Source organism: Vagococcus lutrae, from assembly GCF_023299185.1.
GTDB classification, from domain to species: Bacteria; Bacillota; Bacilli; order Lactobacillales; family Vagococcaceae; genus Vagococcus_A; species Vagococcus_A lutrae.
The window spans coordinates 1,602,291-1,618,978 of the sequence record NZ_CP097017.1 but is presented as its reverse complement, the minus strand read 5'-3'; the positions used below and the strand labels follow the sequence as shown (position 1 = coordinate 1,618,978).

Below are 16,688 nucleotides of genomic sequence, written 5' to 3'. Positions count from 1 at the left end.
CTCATTTAATTTTAATTTTTAAAATAACCGTTTAATTCAAGAAATCACATTTTATCTCTTCATTTCATACGTGTTATTCATAAGCCTTTGTGTTGGATATTTCTTTTTACCGCGATTTTTAGTATAATGGAAAGAACGAGTGTGACGCTGAAAGGAAGTAATAAAAATGAAAACTATTTTCTCTGGAATTCAACCAAGTGGTATTCCTACCATCGGTAACTACATTGGTGCTATGAAGCAATTTATCGCCTTACAAGATGATTATGATTGCTATTTCTGTGTAGTAGATGAACATGCTATCACGGTACCACAAGATCGACTTAAACTTAGAAAACAAATTTTAGATTTAGCGGCACTCTATGTCGCTATTGGGTTAGACCCAAACAAAGCGGCAATCTTCATTCAATCAGAAGTGTCTGCACATGCTGAAGCAGCTTGGATTGTCCAGTGTCATACGACTATTGGTGAGTTAGAACGCATGACTCAGTTTAAAGACAAAGCGCAGCAACAAGCGAAACAGGGAGTCACTGCTGGTCTATTAACTTATCCGCCATTAATGGTCGCAGATATTATTCTCTATGATACGGACTTAGTCCCTGTAGGAGAAGATCAAAAACAACATTTAGAGTTAACACGTGACTTTGTAGATCGTTTTAATCAGCGCTACGCCCAAAAAGGACAAACTTTACTTACCAAGCCTGAAGTTAAAATCCCAGAACATGGGGCGCGTATTATGAGTTTACAAGATCCTACTAAAAAAATGAGTAAATCAGATACTAACCAAAAAGGCTTTGTTTCCATGGCTGATACGCCAGATGCTATACGCAAAAAAATTAAGTCAGCTGTCACAGATTCAAGTGGAACGATTGAATATGATGTTGAAAATAAACCGGGCATTTCAAACTTGCTCACGATTTTCTCCGCGATGACTGGAAAATCTATCGCTGAACTTGCTGAAACTTACCGTGACTCAGGTTATGGGACATTTAAAGCTGATTTAGCAGAAGCGATTATTGACGTCTTAGAACCAATTCAAACCAAGCAAGCTGCCTTACTCGCTTCTGGTGAATTAGATGCTATTCTAGATGCAGGAGCTGAAAAAGCGACGATGAAAGCCAATCGCACTTTAAAACGCATGCAAAATGCTGTAGGTCTTGGACGTAAACGTTCATAAGCAAAACCTCTCAAGTCGTAACTTGAGAGGTTTTTTATTAATATAACACTGTTAATAAATCGTCGCTTGTAATGTTTCCAAAATATTTCTTCACATCGATTTGGTTTGCTACTTCTTTTAAGGCTTCTTTTGTATATTTGACGCCTACTAATTGTGCTTCAACATCACTAATCTCACCTAGACCAAAGAAGTCACCAAAGATTTTAGCTTCCTTAATCACACCACCCGATACATTCAAACGAACTTCAATTGAACCGATTGGGAAACGCTCACGTTTCACAATATCAAAATCCGGAGATTTACCAAAGTTCCAATCCCAATTTCGATAATATTTATCAGAAATCTGATTAATTTTCTCCCAATCAGACTCTGTTAGTTCATACGTTTTCACATCTTCCAACGCGTCTACTCCAAAGATACGTAGTAAAATATCTTGACGAAAATCGACAGTCGTTAAATCTTGATATTCATCATCTAAGAAAGGTTTGATATTGGTAACGCGTGAACGAATCGACTTAATTCCTTTCGATTCAATCTTATCTTTTCGTACCTTTAATGCATTCACGACTTCATTAACATCACTATCAAACATAATCGTTCCATGAGCAAACATTCGACCATTTGTCGCATACATCGCATTACCAGAGAATTTTTTATTATCAATAACTAAGTCATTGCGTCCCTTCAACTCTGCTCCTTCTACGCCCATTGCATGTAAAGCATCAATAATCGGTTTTGTTACCTTCGCAAAGTCACGGAAAGAATTGCCATCATCAGGCATGATAAAACTAAAGTTTAAGTTACCAAAGTCATGGTAAACAGCTCCTCCGCCACTTAAGCGACGGACAACGTGAATCCCTTTTTCTTCGACATAATCAACATTAATCTCTTCGATTGTATTTTGATTACGTCCGATAATAATCGAAGGTTCATTGATATAAAATAATAGGATCGGCTCTGACACTTCCATCTCACGTAATAAGAAAGTCTCAATCGCCAAGTTTACACGTGGGTCATTGTTCTCGTTTGGTACAAATAACATCTCTATTCCTCCTAAATTTCAATAGTTAAGTTTTTCTGAGCTAGTAGTACGTCAACATTTGGGCCTGCATAGTGACGCGCCTGATTTTCTAATTGTGACAAATCCAGTTCTTGTTGTAAATGACTTAATACCAATGTTTTCACATTACCTTGTGACGCTAATTTCCCAACTTCTTTCGCTGTAAAATGAACGGGATGATTCTCATTTCCCTCTAAGAAATAAGCATCAGTAATTAAAACATCCGCCTGTGTGACAAACGACTCAAAAGCCGATAAGTAGCCAGAATCAGCTGTATAAACGACTGTTTTCTTCGTTCTATCTTCAACAATACGCATTGCAAAACACGGTACAGGATGTTTAGTTCGCATAAACGTCACGGTAAAAGGGCCTATTTTTAAAGTATCTTCTTCCTGATACTGATAACCTTTCGAAACATTTGCCAACGTCAAAGAGGCAAAGTGTGCGTCATCCTCACCGTGTCCATATATCGGCAAAACAGGTGTTTCAGACGTACCACGCAATTGTCGATAATACTGTAACACACCTAAGTCAGCGATATGGTCATGATGATAATGTGAAATAATCACAGCATCAAGTGTCAAAGGATCCAGATGGTCTTCTAAAACAGATAAAGTATGGCTTCCCGCGTCAATTAAAAGTGAGAAGTCAGCTGTTTGTAACAAGTAACTAGACGTGCCTTCGTGTTGCCATGGGTAAGCACCCCAATATCCTAAAACCGTTAGTTTCATTTTTCCACATCCTTCATATTCATACTTTACGACTTTTTTTCATTTTTTTCAGCTTATCTTACTCAATAAAAGTCAAATCAGAACTTTTTTCTCTGTATCAAGTATTTTTCGTCTTCAAAAAAACATTTATGTACTTAAAAACCAAAGAAGCAGTAACAAAAATTGTTAACTGCTTCTAATCTTAATGACACGTTTACTCAAACGAGCGTAATTTTTCTACTGTTTCTTTATCCAGTCGTTTCACGACTTCTGTCACAAGTTTTACGGTATTTAAATAGTCGTCTTCATGAATGACAGAAGTATGGCTGTGCAAGTAACGTGTTGCAACAGTAATAGCCAATGACGGAATACCGTCACGCGTAATATGTTGTGTTCCTGCATCTGTTCCGCCACCTGCAATCACTTCTAATTGATAAGGAATTTCTAGTTCATCTGCCACATCAATGACAAAATCACGTAACTTGCGATGAGGAATCATAGACGCGTCAAAAATTAAAATTTGTGGGCCTTTTCCTAATTTAGACATTGATTCTTTATCTGTCATACCAGGTGTATCACCTGCAGTTCCAGTATCTAAGGCAAACGCAATATCTGGGTTGACCATATGTGTACTTGTACGAGAACCACGCAAGCCGACTTCTTCTTGAACGTTACTTCCAGCAAATAAAATATTTGGATGTCCTTCTTTTGCTAAATTCTCTAATACTTTTAATGAAACAGCTGTACCGATACGGTTATCCCAAGCTTTCGCTAATAAGAACTTAGAATCGTTAAGACGGCGATATTCTGTATAAGGTGTAATCATATCTCCTTGACGAATTCCCCACTCTTTCACTTCGTCCGCACTTGTTGCTCCGATATCCACAAACATATCAGAAATTTCATACGGTTTCTGACGAGCTTCCGCAGATAAAACGTGAGGCGGTTTACAACCAATAACACCATGAATTAATTTACCTTCACGTGTTTTGATTTCAACCTCTTGAGCCAACATAACTTGACCCCACCAACCACCTAATGTTTGGAATTTAATAAAGCCGTTTTCTGTAATTTGAGTCACCATAAAACCAACTTCATCCATATGCCCCATAATCATTACTTTAGGGCCTTCTTTAGCACCATTGTGGCGTGCTACAATGCCACCTAAGCCATCATACATCATTTTATCGGCATGAGGTTCTGCATATTTTTTGAAGACTGCTCTAACTTCATCTTCATTACCAGGCACACCGCGTGCATCTGTTAATTCTTTTAAAAATAATTCTTCTGTTTTTTCCACGATATCGCTCCTTTATAATGATTTACTTCTCTAGTATAGCATTTTTTTAAATGATTGCGTATTCATTGGCTACTTCTCTGTAAATTTTATCAAAAACGCCTTATCTCGTAAGACAAGGCGCGACTTTTTAGATTAAATCAGATTTTTTAATCTGCTCGTATGTTCGATCGGCATCCATACACTTGTTCCAAAGTACTGCTTTTTTTGCAGCAAGAGATTTTGGCACATCAAGGATACGTTGATTGCTACTACCTCTAAATTGTAAATTTAAATCTTTTTTATCTATTTCAAAACGACCGTCAACCAAAATATCGACTTGCTCGAGTAATTGCAATTTATCTTCTGTTTCTAATAACAGCTCTTCAAAGGTATATCCCGACCACGCCCAAATATCTTTTGTGTGACCATACGTCTGGCGTATACGTGTCACTAATGACAAACAAACCTCTGTGTTTAAAAAAGGCTCTCCCCCTAAAAGAGTCATACCTTGTACATAGTCATGTGCTAAATCCGCAATAATCTGATCTTCTAGTTCTTTCGTGTATGGCTTGCCATATTTAAAATTTTGAACGGCTTTATTATAACATCCCTTACAAGCGAATAAGCAGCCACTCACATATAAACTGCACCGAACTCCTTCGCCATCAACAAAGTTAAAAGGTTTATAATCACCATAGTAGCCTTGACTATACTGAGCTGAATCCCATTCTTGAGGTTTTGGATGACGCATGTTTTCTCCTCTTTTCTCTTTATCCTTGTGGCATATGTTTCACACGTGATGAAATTTCCTTGTGACGACCGTGTACCATTGGACGCGCTTGTGGATTGCCTAAATAACCGCATGTTCGTTTCACTACATCACACGTCTTAGGGTCACGGTTACCACAATTTGGACATTCAAACCCACGTTCTGTCGGATTAAAATCTCCTTCATAACCACACTCGTAGCAATGGTCAATCGGCGTATTTGTTCCTAAGTAACCAATCTTATCATACGAATAATCCCATACAGCTTCTAATGCTTTCGGATTTTGTTGCAACATTGGGTACTCACAGTAATGGATGAACCCTCCAGAACAATATTGTGGATAGTCCTTTTCAAAATCAAGTTTTTCAAAAGGTGTCGGATTTTTACGAACATCATAATGGAAACTGTTTGTATAATAATCTTTATCCGTAATATCTGGAATTACTCCAAATTTTTCTGTATCTAGTCGACAAAAACGGTCGGTTAAACTTTCACTTGGCGTACTATATACACTAAAGTGATAGCCGTACTTATCTCCCCACGCATCCGCATGTTCTTTCAGGTTTTTCAAGATGGATAACGTGAAGTTTTTGGCTTCAGCATTTCCTTCCCAATTTGGCCCATAAAAACGTGTTGCCACTTCATATAAGCCAATATAACCTAAAGAAACAGTTGCTCGTTTATTTTTAAACAGTTGGTCGGTATCTTCCTGCTTATTTAATCGATCTCCAAAAGCACCGTACATATAAAGAATCGGAGCATTTTCTGGCTTGGCTTCTTTACAACGATCGACACGATATAGTAACGCATCTTCCATAATCTCTAAACGTTCTTCAAGCAATTCCCAGAAACGCGTCACATCTCCTTCTGATTCTAACGCAATCCGCGGCAAGTTTAACGTTACAACACCTAAGTTCATCCGACCTGATGTAACATCTTCTCCCTGCTCATTTTTCCATCCTTGTAAAAACGAGCGACATCCCATAGGCACTTTAAAACTTCCCGTTAACTCTGTTATTTTTTCATAGTTTAGAATATCAGGGTACATCCGTTTTGTCGCACACTCAAGCGCTAACTCTTTAATATCATAGTTAGGGTCTGTTTCACGAAGATTCAAACCGTCTTTAATCGTAAAAATTAATTTAGGAAAAATCGCCGTTCTATTTTCTTGACCCAACCCTTTAATTCTAATTTGCAAGATGGACTTTTGAATTTCGCGAGCAAACCAATCTGTTCCTAAACCAAAGCCAAATGATGTAAAAGGCGTTTGACCATTTGACGTAAATAGCGTATTTATTTCATATTCTAGGCTCTGCATAGAATCATATATGTCTTTACTTGTTTTAGCCTTCGCATAAGCGTCATGCTTCGTTTCATCCTCAATCCATTCTCTAGCGTCCCGTAAGTGTTTTTCATAATTTTTACGCGCAAACGGCGCTAAAAGCTCATCTATCCGGTCAGCTGAACAACCTCCATATTGACTAGATGCCACATTGGCAATAATTTGAGAAATTTGAGCCGCTGCTGTTTGAATGGATTTAGGTGACTCGACTTCGGCATTCCCTATTTTAAAGCCATTATTCAACATGCCTTTAAAATCAATTAAACAACAGTTAGTCATAGGCGTATATGGATGATAATCTAAGTCATGATAATGAATATCCCCCTTTTGATGAGCATTCGCTACATGTGGTGGCAACATTTGGAGGCCAATAGATTTTCCTACAATCCCAGCTGTCAAATCACGTTGTGTATTGAAGACATCACTATCCTTATTGGCATTTTCATTAACCACCGTTTGATCTTTATGTATTAACTTATCAATTGCAACATTAATATCTGTCGCTTTTCGTCGTGAAAAATCACGCTGCGTCCGATAATGAATATATTCTTCAGCCAATTCATATTCACGCTCATCTAAAAGCGTCTGTTCCACAATATTTTGAATCTCATAAATTTTAATATTATCTGAGAAGCGCTCCGCAATCTCCTGATCGACTAATCGCACGACACGTTGAATTCTTTCTTCGGCTAAAGGACGAATTTCACCATGAATTTTTTTCTCTGCTTTCATTAGTGCTGCATAAATTTTATCATCATCAAAATCTACTGAACGTCCATCTCGCTTAATCACTTTAATTGTTTTTAATTTCGTTTGAAATTGCACAATACCTTGTGATTGTGCCAGTGCTTTCATCATTTCACTCATCCTCCCAATTAATTCTTACTCTATTCTATCTGATTTTAAGATAAAAAACAACAACATATAGATTATTACTTATAGTAAGAATCTATATGTTGTGGTACGATAAGGTTTTTTTATTTCTCTATGCGTAACTTAATTTTCATCTCATTTTTATTTATTAAATTATTTTTTCACAATATCAGTCAAAAAAAGAGTTGCAACCTAACCTGACAAGGTTTTAAGATTGTGAGGTTAAATAAGGACCAACAGTGTGCTTTAATACAATAAAAAAAACCTACTCACAAAGAGTAGGTTTAAAATTCATATTATTTAGCTAATGCAGCTTTTGCTTGTTCTGTTAAAGCTGTGAATGCTTTTGCATCATGTACAGCTAAATCAGCTAACATTTTACGGTTAACATCGATTTCAGCAACTTTTAAGCCATGCATTAATTTTGAATAGCTCATACCATTCATACGTGCAGCAGCATTGATACGTGCAATCCATAATTTACGGAAGTCACGTTTCTTTTGACGACGATCTCTGTAAGCGTAGCTATAAGATTTCATCACTTGTTCTTTTGCTGTTTTATATAATGTATGTTTTGAGCCGTAGTAGCCTTTTGCTAGTTTTAACGTTTTTTTACGACGTTGACGGGTTACGTATCCACCTTTAACACGTGCCATTTATAATTCCTCCTCAAGTTCTGTTTCGTTTTTCATATCCCTATGTTATTTCATGTAAGTTAATTGTTGACGAATACGTTTGTAATCGCCTTTTGATACCATTCTAGGTCTACGTAATTGACGGCGTTGTTTTTTAGTTTTGCCGTGGAAACGGTGACTTGTGAACGCACGATATCTTTTTAATCCGCCACCACCAGTACGTTTGACACGTTTAGCTAGTCCGCGGTGTGTTTTCATTTTTGGCATTGTATTTCCTCCTCAAAATCGATTGCTTACTTTTCTGTTTTTGGTGCTAGCATTAGAAACATGCTTCTGCCTTCCATTTTAGGGCGTACTTCTACATCGGCAATATCTTTTGTTTCGTCTGCAAAGCGAGTCAAGACTTCATGACCAATTTCCTTATGTGTAATGGCACGGCCTCTAAATCGGATAGACGCTTTCACTTTGTCTCCACTTTCTAGAAACTTTCGTGCTTGACGCAATTTGGTATTAAAATCATTGTCTTCAATTGTCGGACTGAGTCTTACCTCTTTAACATTAATAACTTTTTGCTTCTTGCGAGCCTCACGGGCTTTCTTCTGTTGTTCGTAACGATATTTTCCGTGGTCCATAATACGGGCAACAGGTGGTTTCGCATTAGGTGACACTAAAACAACATCTAAGTTAGCTGCTTCAGCAATTTGTAATGCTTCTGCTTTTGTCTTAACGCCTAATTGCTCGCCATCTTGGGAAATCAATCGTAACTCACGTGCACGAATACCGTTGTTTACCATCATATCTTTTGCTATGGTCATTCACCTCTCTGATTTTTTCCGAGAATTAAACAGAAAAAAAGAGTTCTTAACATAAGAACTCCCACCGATTTCATAAATAGCTACTCATATAGCTATCTAAAAAATTATCTAGCCCAGAGACGTTTTGTCTACTCAGGCGAGAAGCGGGTGCTCCTGCTTTATTTTCTCAACTCATATATCATAACAAGTTCTAAGTTTTTTGTCAACCACTTTTTATAAAAAGAGAAACTCATGGTATACTAAAAGCACTATTATAAGGAGGCCGTCGCTATGTTTCTTTCATCAGATATGATAAGGACAGATTGGAAGACTATTCTTGCCGATGAATTCAAACAACCTTACTTTTCATCGCTCGATCAGTTTTTAGCATCAGAGTATCAAACACAAACCATTTATCCACCCAAAGAGACGATTTTCCAAGCTTTTAATTTAACACCCTATGACAGTGTCAAAGTCGTAATTTTAGGCCAAGACCCTTACCATGGTCCTAAGCAAGCACAAGGGTTGAGCTTTTCTGTTTCAAGTGACGTTGCTATCCCGCCTTCTTTAAAAAATATTTTTAAAGAATTACATGACGATTTAAACGCACCTATCCCTCATCAAGGTGATTTATCCTCATGGGCACAACAAGGCGTATTGCTTCTTAATACGGTCTTAACTGTTCGTAAAGGCGAAGCGAACTCACATCGTCAGAAAGGCTGGGAACGCTTGACGGATGTGGCGATTCAAGCACTCAATGACCACCCTCGTCCGATTGCCTTTGTTTTGTGGGGAAAACCCGCTCAAAATAAAAAAGAACTGATTACGAATGATCAGCATCTCATCTTAGAAGCCCCTCATCCAAGTCCTCTTTCAAGCTATCGTGGTTTTTTTGGTTCAAAACCTTTTTCGACTATCAATCATTGGTTACTTTCACAAAAGCGAGAACCAATAAATTGGGAACTGCCTATTGATAATAGTATACAAACTATTTCTTTATTTTAAAAAAAAGCGACTCAAATGAGTCGCTTTTTCATTCTGTTTCTACGATGAAGCCGTCCTCATCAATCGTGATGGGTTTCCCTTCAAATTTTTGACCATTTTGCACGTATTCATGCGCATTTACTAAAATACTTTGTTTCTCTTCATCCGTTAGCGCTCGAATAACTTTTGCAGGTGAACCCATAATGAGAGAACCCGGTGGAAACTCTTTTCGTTCGGTGACTAAAGAGTTAGCACCTACGATAGAGTCTTGACCAATTTTCGCTCCATTCATAATAGTCGACCCCATACCGACAATCACACGATCTTCAATGGTACAGCCATGGATAATGCAACGATGCCCCACTGTGACATCGTCTCCTACAACTGTTGGGTATTGTTCATCTACATGAACGACTGAGCCATCTTGAATATTACTTCTATCACCGATTGAAATCACACCATAATCACCTCGAATAACCGACTGGTACCAAATCGTTGAAGCTTCACCTAATTTAATTTTTCCAATTAAATCTGCACTTTTTGCTACAAAATTTCTCATCTTATTCGCTCACTTTCTTACTATTCCATTACCATTGTTGCGGACTCCACAAAGTGCCGTCTATTTCGCCCTCAAGCTGTTCAATCCGTTGTTCTTGGTGTATCAACATATCAATGACTGCTTTAATAACGGCACGTTGTTGATACTCTTTACACTCGTTTTGTGCCTTTGTTAGCTGTTCCAATAATGTGTCTGATTGTGTCATTTATAAACCTCCTTGAAACATAGCTAGTGTCTCATGCAGTTCATCTAGCTGTTCACGATTAGCCGCAAGACGCAGCTGTGCTCTCTTCACTACATCAGCATAGTCATCTTCCGCTTGAAAACAATCTGATAAACATTGCTCTAACCATAAACTACGTTCGCGAATCGTCGCTTTATGAGTTAAGGTTAAATATTGTTGGTAAGCAATCAACAATTTCATCTGAGCGCCTTCTGAAAGATAGGCAAATTGATATACGGGGAAGACTGGTAGATAGGTCCATTTAAAATGATGAGCCATCGCTTGATATGGCCGTAATAATTCATCTAGCTGGAATTGTTCCCTGCCTCCAGCACGAAAAGCTTGTTCTTTCACTCCCATCATCACAACAATACCGAACTCTTTATCAGCCCAACGCGCAAGATAGTCTGAGTTAAGTACTTGATCTTGCCATTGCTTTAAGAAAGCAGGGGCACTATACCAATACATCGGAAATTGAAAAATAATCCGATCATGCTCAGCAAGCAAGGTTTGTTCTTGCTCTACATCTATTTGACCGTCTGGATACGCTTCTTCAAGATAATGCCACGTCACATCACTCAACGCTTGTGCTCCTCTTAAAAAGAACTGCTGTGTTGTGGAATCATTTGCAGAAGGATGACTTAATATTACTAATGTTTTCATACTTAAATCGACCTTTCTTTATTACTTACTCGTTCGTCGATTCATTTTGAATGACCAACTTCCCAATCATTTTACCACTTGCCACTCGTTGATGTCCTTTTAAAAGATTATGTTCATTCATGCCATTCAGCACTTCTGTCACAGTTGTTTTCAGAACACCTTGTTCCACTCTTTTGGCAATCTCTTCTAAAATACGCCCTTGCTCAGCCATATCATGTGTCTGATAAGTCGAGCGAGTGAACATAAATTCCCAAGTAAAGGTTGCACTTTTAGGCTTTAACAAACTTAGATCTAGCGGTTGTTGATTATCCACGATACTACAGATTCGGCCTTGCGGAGCAATCACACGACTCATCTCTTCCCAATGTTGATCTGTATGATTTAAACATAATAGATAGTCCACCAAGTCTTCTTGCTGCTCAGCTAACTGCTGTGACAATGAATGATAGTGGTTGATTACCACATCTGCCCCTTTTTCTTTTACCCATACTTCTGTTTCGGGCCGTGATGCTGTCGCAATCACTCTCAAACCGGCTGCTTTAGCCAGTGGTATAGCGACTGAACCTACGCCTCCAGCACCCCCAATAATCAGAATAGATGGATTCGTCTTATGATTTTCAGTAACTCTTAATCTCTCAAATAAACTCTCCCATGCGGTTAAACTCGTGAGTGGTAACGCTGCGGCTTCAGCATGAGATAAATTAGCTGGCTTTCTAGCAATCAGACGGCTATCAACATAATGGTAATCGGCATTTCCGCCTGGTCGATTGACTGCTCCTGCATAAAATACATCATCCCCTACTTCAAAGTCTGTCACATTTTCACCCAAGGCGACAATCGTACCTGAAACATCCCATCCCAAAACGGAACGCGGTTGATTTTCACGACGTTTCAGTGCCATTTTCGTATCAATCGGATTAATTGAAATCGCTTTAACTTTAACCAATACGTCATCTTTTTGGCAAGGTACTATAGTTACCTCTTCTTTATCAAAAGAATAGCTATCATCGTCACGTTGAACTACATACTGAGTATACGTTGTCATTTGTCTCTTCCTTTCTTTAGGAAAAAAGGCCGTGACAGTGTCACGGCCTTTTAATTTTATAATTGATCCACTAATGTTTCAAATTCATTTAATCGCGCTTCAAAGACTTTCATAGCTTCTTCTAAATAAGTTGCTTGAGTCATATCGACGCCTGCTTTTTTCATAATTTCAATTGGATAGTCACTGCGACCAGCTTTTAGATAGGTCAAGTACTTATCTAAAGCACCTTCTTCGCCTTTTACAATCTTATCAGCTAATGCTGAAGCAGCTGCAAAACCTGTTGAATACTGATAAACATAATAATTGTAGTAGAAATGAGGAATACGTGACCATTCTAAAGCAATCTCAGGATCACGCTCCACAGCTGGTCCATAATACTTCGCGTTTAAATCAGCGTAGTAATCGTTTAAGTAGTCGCTTGTTAGTGGAACTCCTTTTGCATCTTCTTCGTGAATGAAATGCTCAAATTCCGCAAATTGTGTTTGACGGAAAACAGTTCCTTTGAAACCGTCTAAGTAACGATTTAAAATAAAAGCGCGTACTTTTGGATCCGTTTCTGTCGCTAATAAGTGCTCCGTTAAGATGTTTTCGTTTGTCGTTGAGGCAATCTCAGCTAAGAAAATAGAATAATCACCGTAAACATAAGGTTGATTTGAACGTGTAAAGTAACTATGAACACTGTGTCCCATCTCATGCACTAATGTATACAATTGATCTAAACTATCATGCCAGTTCATTAAAATATAAGGCACTGTATCGTAAGCCCCTGATGAATATGCTCCACTGCGTTTTCCTTGATTTTCAACAACGTCAATCCAACGATTCTCATAAGCTTCTTGAACGACTTTGCCATATTCTTCCCCTAAAGGTTTTAATGCGACTTTTGATTTTTCAACAGCTTCGTCATAAGAATAACGAATTGGCGCATCTCCTAAAATAGGTGTATACATATCATACATATGTAAACTGTCTACTTTAAGAAGTTTTTTACGTAAAGCCACATAGCGATGTAATAACGGCAAATGCTCATGTACCACAGAAATCAAAGTATCATGAACGGATTCTGGAATGTGATTAGCTGACAATGCCGCTTCACGTGCTGAAGAAAAATGGCGAACTTTCGCACGGTAATTATGTACTTTAACATTCGTTGAAAGCGTCGTTGCCAATGTATTTTGAAACTGTTCATATACTTGGTATAATCCTTTAAACGCAGCTTCTCGCACTTTCGGATCAGTACTCTCCATTAATTGTCCATAAACACCATGTGAAAGTTTAACTTTTTCACCTTTTTCATTTTCAATGACTGGAAACTCTAAATCCGCATTGTTTAAGATAGAGAACGTCTTACCTGCTGAACCAAAAATCTCACCTGCACCGGCTAACAGTGCTTCTTCTTGTTCTGATAAAACATGTGGACGGTCTGCTAGCATAGAGGTAATATAGTGACGATAAATTTCTAATTCTGGAAGTTCATCAAAATACGCCCAGATTTGCTCATCTGTTAGTTCGAATAATTCTGGTTGCAACCATGAAATAGCTTCACTTGTTTTAGCAATCATGCTTTCCATCCGACTGTTCATGCCTTGATAAAAAGCATTTGCTGTATCTTGGTCATTCTTTAAATGAGAGTAAACATACAACGTTTCTAGCTCACGAGAAAGGGCTAACGTTAAGTCTAAAGCTTTTTTAAATGCGTCAGCTCCTTGCGCCAATGTCCCCTTTATAGCTTGAACCTCTGGTATTTTTGCTTCAAATTCTTTAAGAGCCGTTTCAAACGCCTCGTCATTTTCAAAAATCTTCGTTAAATCCCATGTCACTTCTACTGGAAGTGCGTCACGTTTTGGTAATTCATGTGGTGTACTCATATAATTATAACTCCCTTCTCTCTTTCTTCTCATTTTATCATAACTTTCAATGTTTAGGAAACATCAGGTAATAAGATAAATCGTTTATCTCGTGACGTAATTGTTGATTAAAATCACTTTCTGACACACAACGATGTAGCTTAGGCTCAATGCGATAGCCGTCAGATAATTGCTGCATATAACCTGTTGATTCCCACATTTTCAAAATAGCATGGATATAAAAATAAAAAGACATTTTTGCTCTAGCGGAATCCGTATCCAATGCATAGTCTTGAAACAAACAATCTAACTGATTGACTAGATGATGATGAGATATAAATGATCGTTTATAGAAGTTTGTTTTCATTGCCACGAGTAGTGATAAACTACTCATTCGATTATCCAACCAATGATGTCGCATCCAAAAGAAAGCCGGTGGCAATCCCATAATATGCGTCTTCTGATTGTACAACTGTGTTTGCAAATGTTTGACTGAAACAGACGGATAAATCAGACGTCGTTGTAAACGTTGACGCTCTTGCTGAATGAGATGAATCAAGCGTTCGCTTTCTATTGTCACTGGTTTTAACTCAAACAAGCTGTTAGATGACACTGAGGCTGTAAATAAATCAAAGAGACTCTGACCTCGTTCGGAAATAACATATTTATGCGCTGACACGCTCTTCATATCGGTACACGTATCTAAATGATGATACAGCACGAGCTCTTTTTGAGAGACATCTAATTGAAAAAAATGACGCTGATAAGTCAATGAGAAATAACTAGTTAGCACATGTAAACTCTTCAACTTTCTTTTTAAAAAAAGAGGAGAGCCTAAAATCCAAATAACAGATAACCCAATCTTTTGATAATCATGTGTTCGTTCTATTAATTGTTCTATTGAAATTGGACTACACTGATATTCCACTACCAACTGTTGATTCACGACTAAATCAGCTTGACGTTGAATGCGGCGATAATATTTTTCTATTTCCACAGTCAGATACGAAGCCTCACTTAACCATTTTGCTAAGAGTTGTTTTCCCGTCATATGCTCTATAGATTCTGCTTGTTTACTCACATGACACTTTCCCTCCTCATAATGAGCAAAATGAGCCCGTGTCTTCTGACCTTGTCGCAATAGCACTTCTCTTTGACAGACCGGGCAAAAGAATTTATTTCCTTTTAATTCCTTAATCTCAGTCTGCGTTAAACGCCAAATCTCAATGAGTCTTCCTTTTTCATCTCGCGCAACGAACATCCAACTCCCCCTCTTTATTCCTCACTTTATAAATACGCAAAATAAAAAAGCGAAACGATAAAATCGCTTCACTTCATTGTTATAGCCAAATTTTTGCAAGTAAATATAAGAAGAACAATCCTGATACTATCCACGACGTCATACTGACTTCTTTTTGTTTATTTGAAAACAGTTTAACTAGCGGATAGGAAACAAAACCAAAAGCAAGTCCATCTGAGATACTCATAGTAAAAGCCATCATGACAATCATGATAAACGCTGGAAACCACTCAGTCATATCACTTAAGTTGATATGTTGAAGGTTAGACATCATTAAACAACCTGTCATAATAATCACTGGCGCTAGCGCTGCACTAGGAATATACGATAATAGTGGGATAGCAAAAATAGCTGCGCCGAACAAGGCACCTGCTGTTATCGCCATACGCCCTGTTTTTGCTCCTTCTTGAATTCCAGTCGCACTTTCAGCGGCTGGAATCGTAGGACTCGTCCCTAACACACTGGATAAAAGCATGACCACACCATTGACGACAAATGCTTTATTAAACTGCTTTCGTTCAATTTCTGGAAGTAGTCCATTAAAAAGACCAATAGATTCAAAGACTAATATCATCGCCAGAGAAAATGTCCCTAGCACGAATTCCAAACTAAAAAATGAAGAAAAATCCAGTTTAGCTAGGACTGTCGGATAATTTTGAAAAGCACTTAAACTAAAACTGTGGGCTGCATCCGGCACTAAGCCAAAAAGATTCGCGAAAATAGTGGTCGCGATAATCCCAATAAAAAAACTGCCTTGAATGTTTTTTAAAAATAACCATAAAGTCAATACTAACGACCCTAATGTCAACCATAAGGTAGGTGAAGAAAAGCTATTTAACGTCATAAAAGTATGCTCGCCTCGTACAATAATTTCCCCTTTTTCCAGTCCAACTAACACTAGAAAAATTCCAATTCCTGCTGTAATACCATGCTTAAGATTATCCGGAATACCATCGTTCAGTTTATCTTTCAAGGATGTTAATGCCACTACCAAGTAAATAAGACTTGCTGAGAAGCTGACCGCTAACGCTTCTTGCCAATTAAGACCTAATCCGATAACAAGCGTGTACGTAAAAAAGGAATTGACACCCATTCCTGTGGTAATCACAATCGGAACGTTACTCACTAAGCCTATCGCTAATGACCCAATAACCGAAATAAAAATTGTCCCAAACACGCTATACTCTGGTGGAATCCCTGCTTCTGCTAAAATCATTGAGTTGACAATAATGACATAAGATATCGCGAAAAAAGCTGTTAAACCGCCAATAATATCTTTTTTCACTTGCTCTTGACTTACTTTTTCCATTTTTAACATACTCCTTTAATCATTTTCTCTAAATAAAAAAGTATAGACGGGTAGCGTTAGCCCACCCACCTATACATTTAGACAAGAGTTTATTTAATTAGTAAAACGTTTAACTTATAGTT

At 37.9% G+C, this 16,688-nt stretch carries 17 protein-coding genes and 1 other annotated feature; of the genes, 2 read left to right on the top strand and 15 right to left on the bottom strand.

Translation table 11 applies throughout. The features are described 5' to 3' along the window. The first annotated feature begins 166 nt into the window (after positions 1 to 166). Positions 167 to 1,174, top strand: a complete 1,008-nt coding sequence (trpS, locus tag M2919_RS07835) for a tryptophan--tRNA ligase (RefSeq protein ID WP_023605502.1) — start codon at positions 167 to 169, stop codon at positions 1,172 to 1,174. A 37-nt stretch (positions 1,175 to 1,211) separates the two neighbouring features. Here trpS and M2919_RS07830 read toward each other — a convergent pair whose 3' ends face one another. From M2919_RS07830 to infC, 8 genes are all read right to left on the bottom strand, one after another. Further along, a complete protein-coding gene (locus M2919_RS07830) occupies positions 1,212 to 2,216 on the bottom strand; it encodes a lipoate--protein ligase (protein WP_222316861.1) in 1,005 nt (334 codons plus the stop codon). Positions 2,217 to 2,227: 11 nt separating this feature from the next. Next, positions 2,228 to 2,965, bottom strand: coding sequence for an MBL fold metallo-hydrolase (locus tag M2919_RS07825; RefSeq protein WP_126762430.1), 738 nt, complete (start codon positions 2,963 to 2,965; stop codon positions 2,228 to 2,230). A 193-nt stretch (positions 2,966 to 3,158) separates the two neighbouring features. Beyond that, complete coding sequence (locus tag M2919_RS07820; protein WP_126762428.1) at positions 3,159 to 4,244, bottom strand: M42 family metallopeptidase; 1,086 nt, start codon at positions 4,242 to 4,244, stop codon at positions 3,159 to 3,161. 127 nt (positions 4,245 to 4,371) lie between these two features. After that, positions 4,372 to 4,974, bottom strand: coding sequence for an anaerobic ribonucleoside-triphosphate reductase activating protein (gene nrdG, locus M2919_RS07815; RefSeq protein WP_023605498.1), 603 nt, complete (start codon positions 4,972 to 4,974; stop codon positions 4,372 to 4,374). Positions 4,975 to 4,993: 19 nt separating this feature from the next. Further along, positions 4,994 to 7,189: an anaerobic ribonucleoside-triphosphate reductase gene (gene nrdD / locus M2919_RS07810; RefSeq protein ID WP_376716168.1), complete on the bottom strand. Its 2,196-nt coding sequence runs from the start codon at positions 7,187 to 7,189 to the stop codon at positions 4,994 to 4,996. A gap of 314 nt (positions 7,190 to 7,503) precedes the next feature. Beyond that, the gene (gene rplT, locus M2919_RS07805; protein WP_023605496.1) at positions 7,504 to 7,863 is read right to left on the bottom strand and encodes a 50S ribosomal protein L20; all 360 of its coding nucleotides are present in this window, start codon (positions 7,861 to 7,863) and stop codon (positions 7,504 to 7,506) included. A gap of 45 nt (positions 7,864 to 7,908) precedes the next feature. Further along, the gene (gene rpmI, locus M2919_RS07800) at positions 7,909 to 8,109 is read right to left on the bottom strand and encodes a 50S ribosomal protein L35 (protein ID WP_023605495.1); all 201 of its coding nucleotides are present in this window, start codon (positions 8,107 to 8,109) and stop codon (positions 7,909 to 7,911) included. A 26-nt stretch (positions 8,110 to 8,135) separates the two neighbouring features. Next, complete coding sequence (gene infC, locus M2919_RS07795) at positions 8,136 to 8,657, bottom strand: translation initiation factor IF-3 (protein ID WP_023605494.1); 522 nt, start codon at positions 8,655 to 8,657, stop codon at positions 8,136 to 8,138. A 26-nt stretch (positions 8,658 to 8,683) separates the two neighbouring features. Beyond that, positions 8,684 to 8,822: a sequence feature (ribosomal protein L20 leader region), on the bottom strand. A 105-nt stretch (positions 8,823 to 8,927) separates the two neighbouring features. On the opposite strand from infC, the gene M2919_RS07790 reads away from it, so the two are divergent. Further along, a complete protein-coding gene (locus M2919_RS07790; protein WP_248848591.1) occupies positions 8,928 to 9,641 on the top strand; it encodes a uracil-DNA glycosylase in 714 nt (237 codons plus the stop codon). A gap of 28 nt (positions 9,642 to 9,669) precedes the next feature. Here the strand turns inward: M2919_RS07790 and M2919_RS07785 are convergent, their stop codons facing one another. The 7 genes from M2919_RS07785 to M2919_RS07755 form a co-directional block, all read right to left on the bottom strand. After that, positions 9,670 to 10,179 (bottom strand): gamma carbonic anhydrase family protein, encoded by a 510-nt coding sequence (locus M2919_RS07785; RefSeq protein WP_222316863.1) that lies wholly within the window; start codon positions 10,177 to 10,179, stop codon positions 9,670 to 9,672. A gap of 28 nt (positions 10,180 to 10,207) precedes the next feature. Further along, entirely contained in the window at positions 10,208 to 10,384 is a 177-nt protein-coding gene (locus M2919_RS07780) for a hypothetical protein (RefSeq protein WP_248848590.1), read from the bottom strand. Continuing rightward, positions 10,385 to 11,065, bottom strand: coding sequence for an NAD(P)H-dependent oxidoreductase (locus tag M2919_RS07775; protein ID WP_248848589.1), 681 nt, complete (start codon positions 11,063 to 11,065; stop codon positions 10,385 to 10,387). A 25-nt stretch (positions 11,066 to 11,090) separates the two neighbouring features. After that, entirely contained in the window at positions 11,091 to 12,110 is a 1,020-nt protein-coding gene (locus M2919_RS07770; RefSeq protein ID WP_248848588.1) for a zinc-binding alcohol dehydrogenase family protein, read from the bottom strand. 56 nt (positions 12,111 to 12,166) lie between these two features. Continuing rightward, positions 12,167 to 13,978, bottom strand: coding sequence for an oligoendopeptidase F (gene pepF / locus M2919_RS07765; RefSeq protein ID WP_248848587.1), 1,812 nt, complete (start codon positions 13,976 to 13,978; stop codon positions 12,167 to 12,169). Positions 13,979 to 14,024: 46 nt separating this feature from the next. Further along, positions 14,025 to 15,218, bottom strand: a complete 1,194-nt coding sequence (locus M2919_RS07760) for a competence protein CoiA (protein ID WP_248848586.1) — start codon at positions 15,216 to 15,218, stop codon at positions 14,025 to 14,027. Positions 15,219 to 15,297: 79 nt separating this feature from the next. After that, the gene (locus M2919_RS07755) at positions 15,298 to 16,566 is read right to left on the bottom strand and encodes an NCS2 family permease (RefSeq protein ID WP_338065015.1); all 1,269 of its coding nucleotides are present in this window, start codon (positions 16,564 to 16,566) and stop codon (positions 15,298 to 15,300) included. Positions 16,567 to 16,688: the final 122 nt, after the last annotated feature.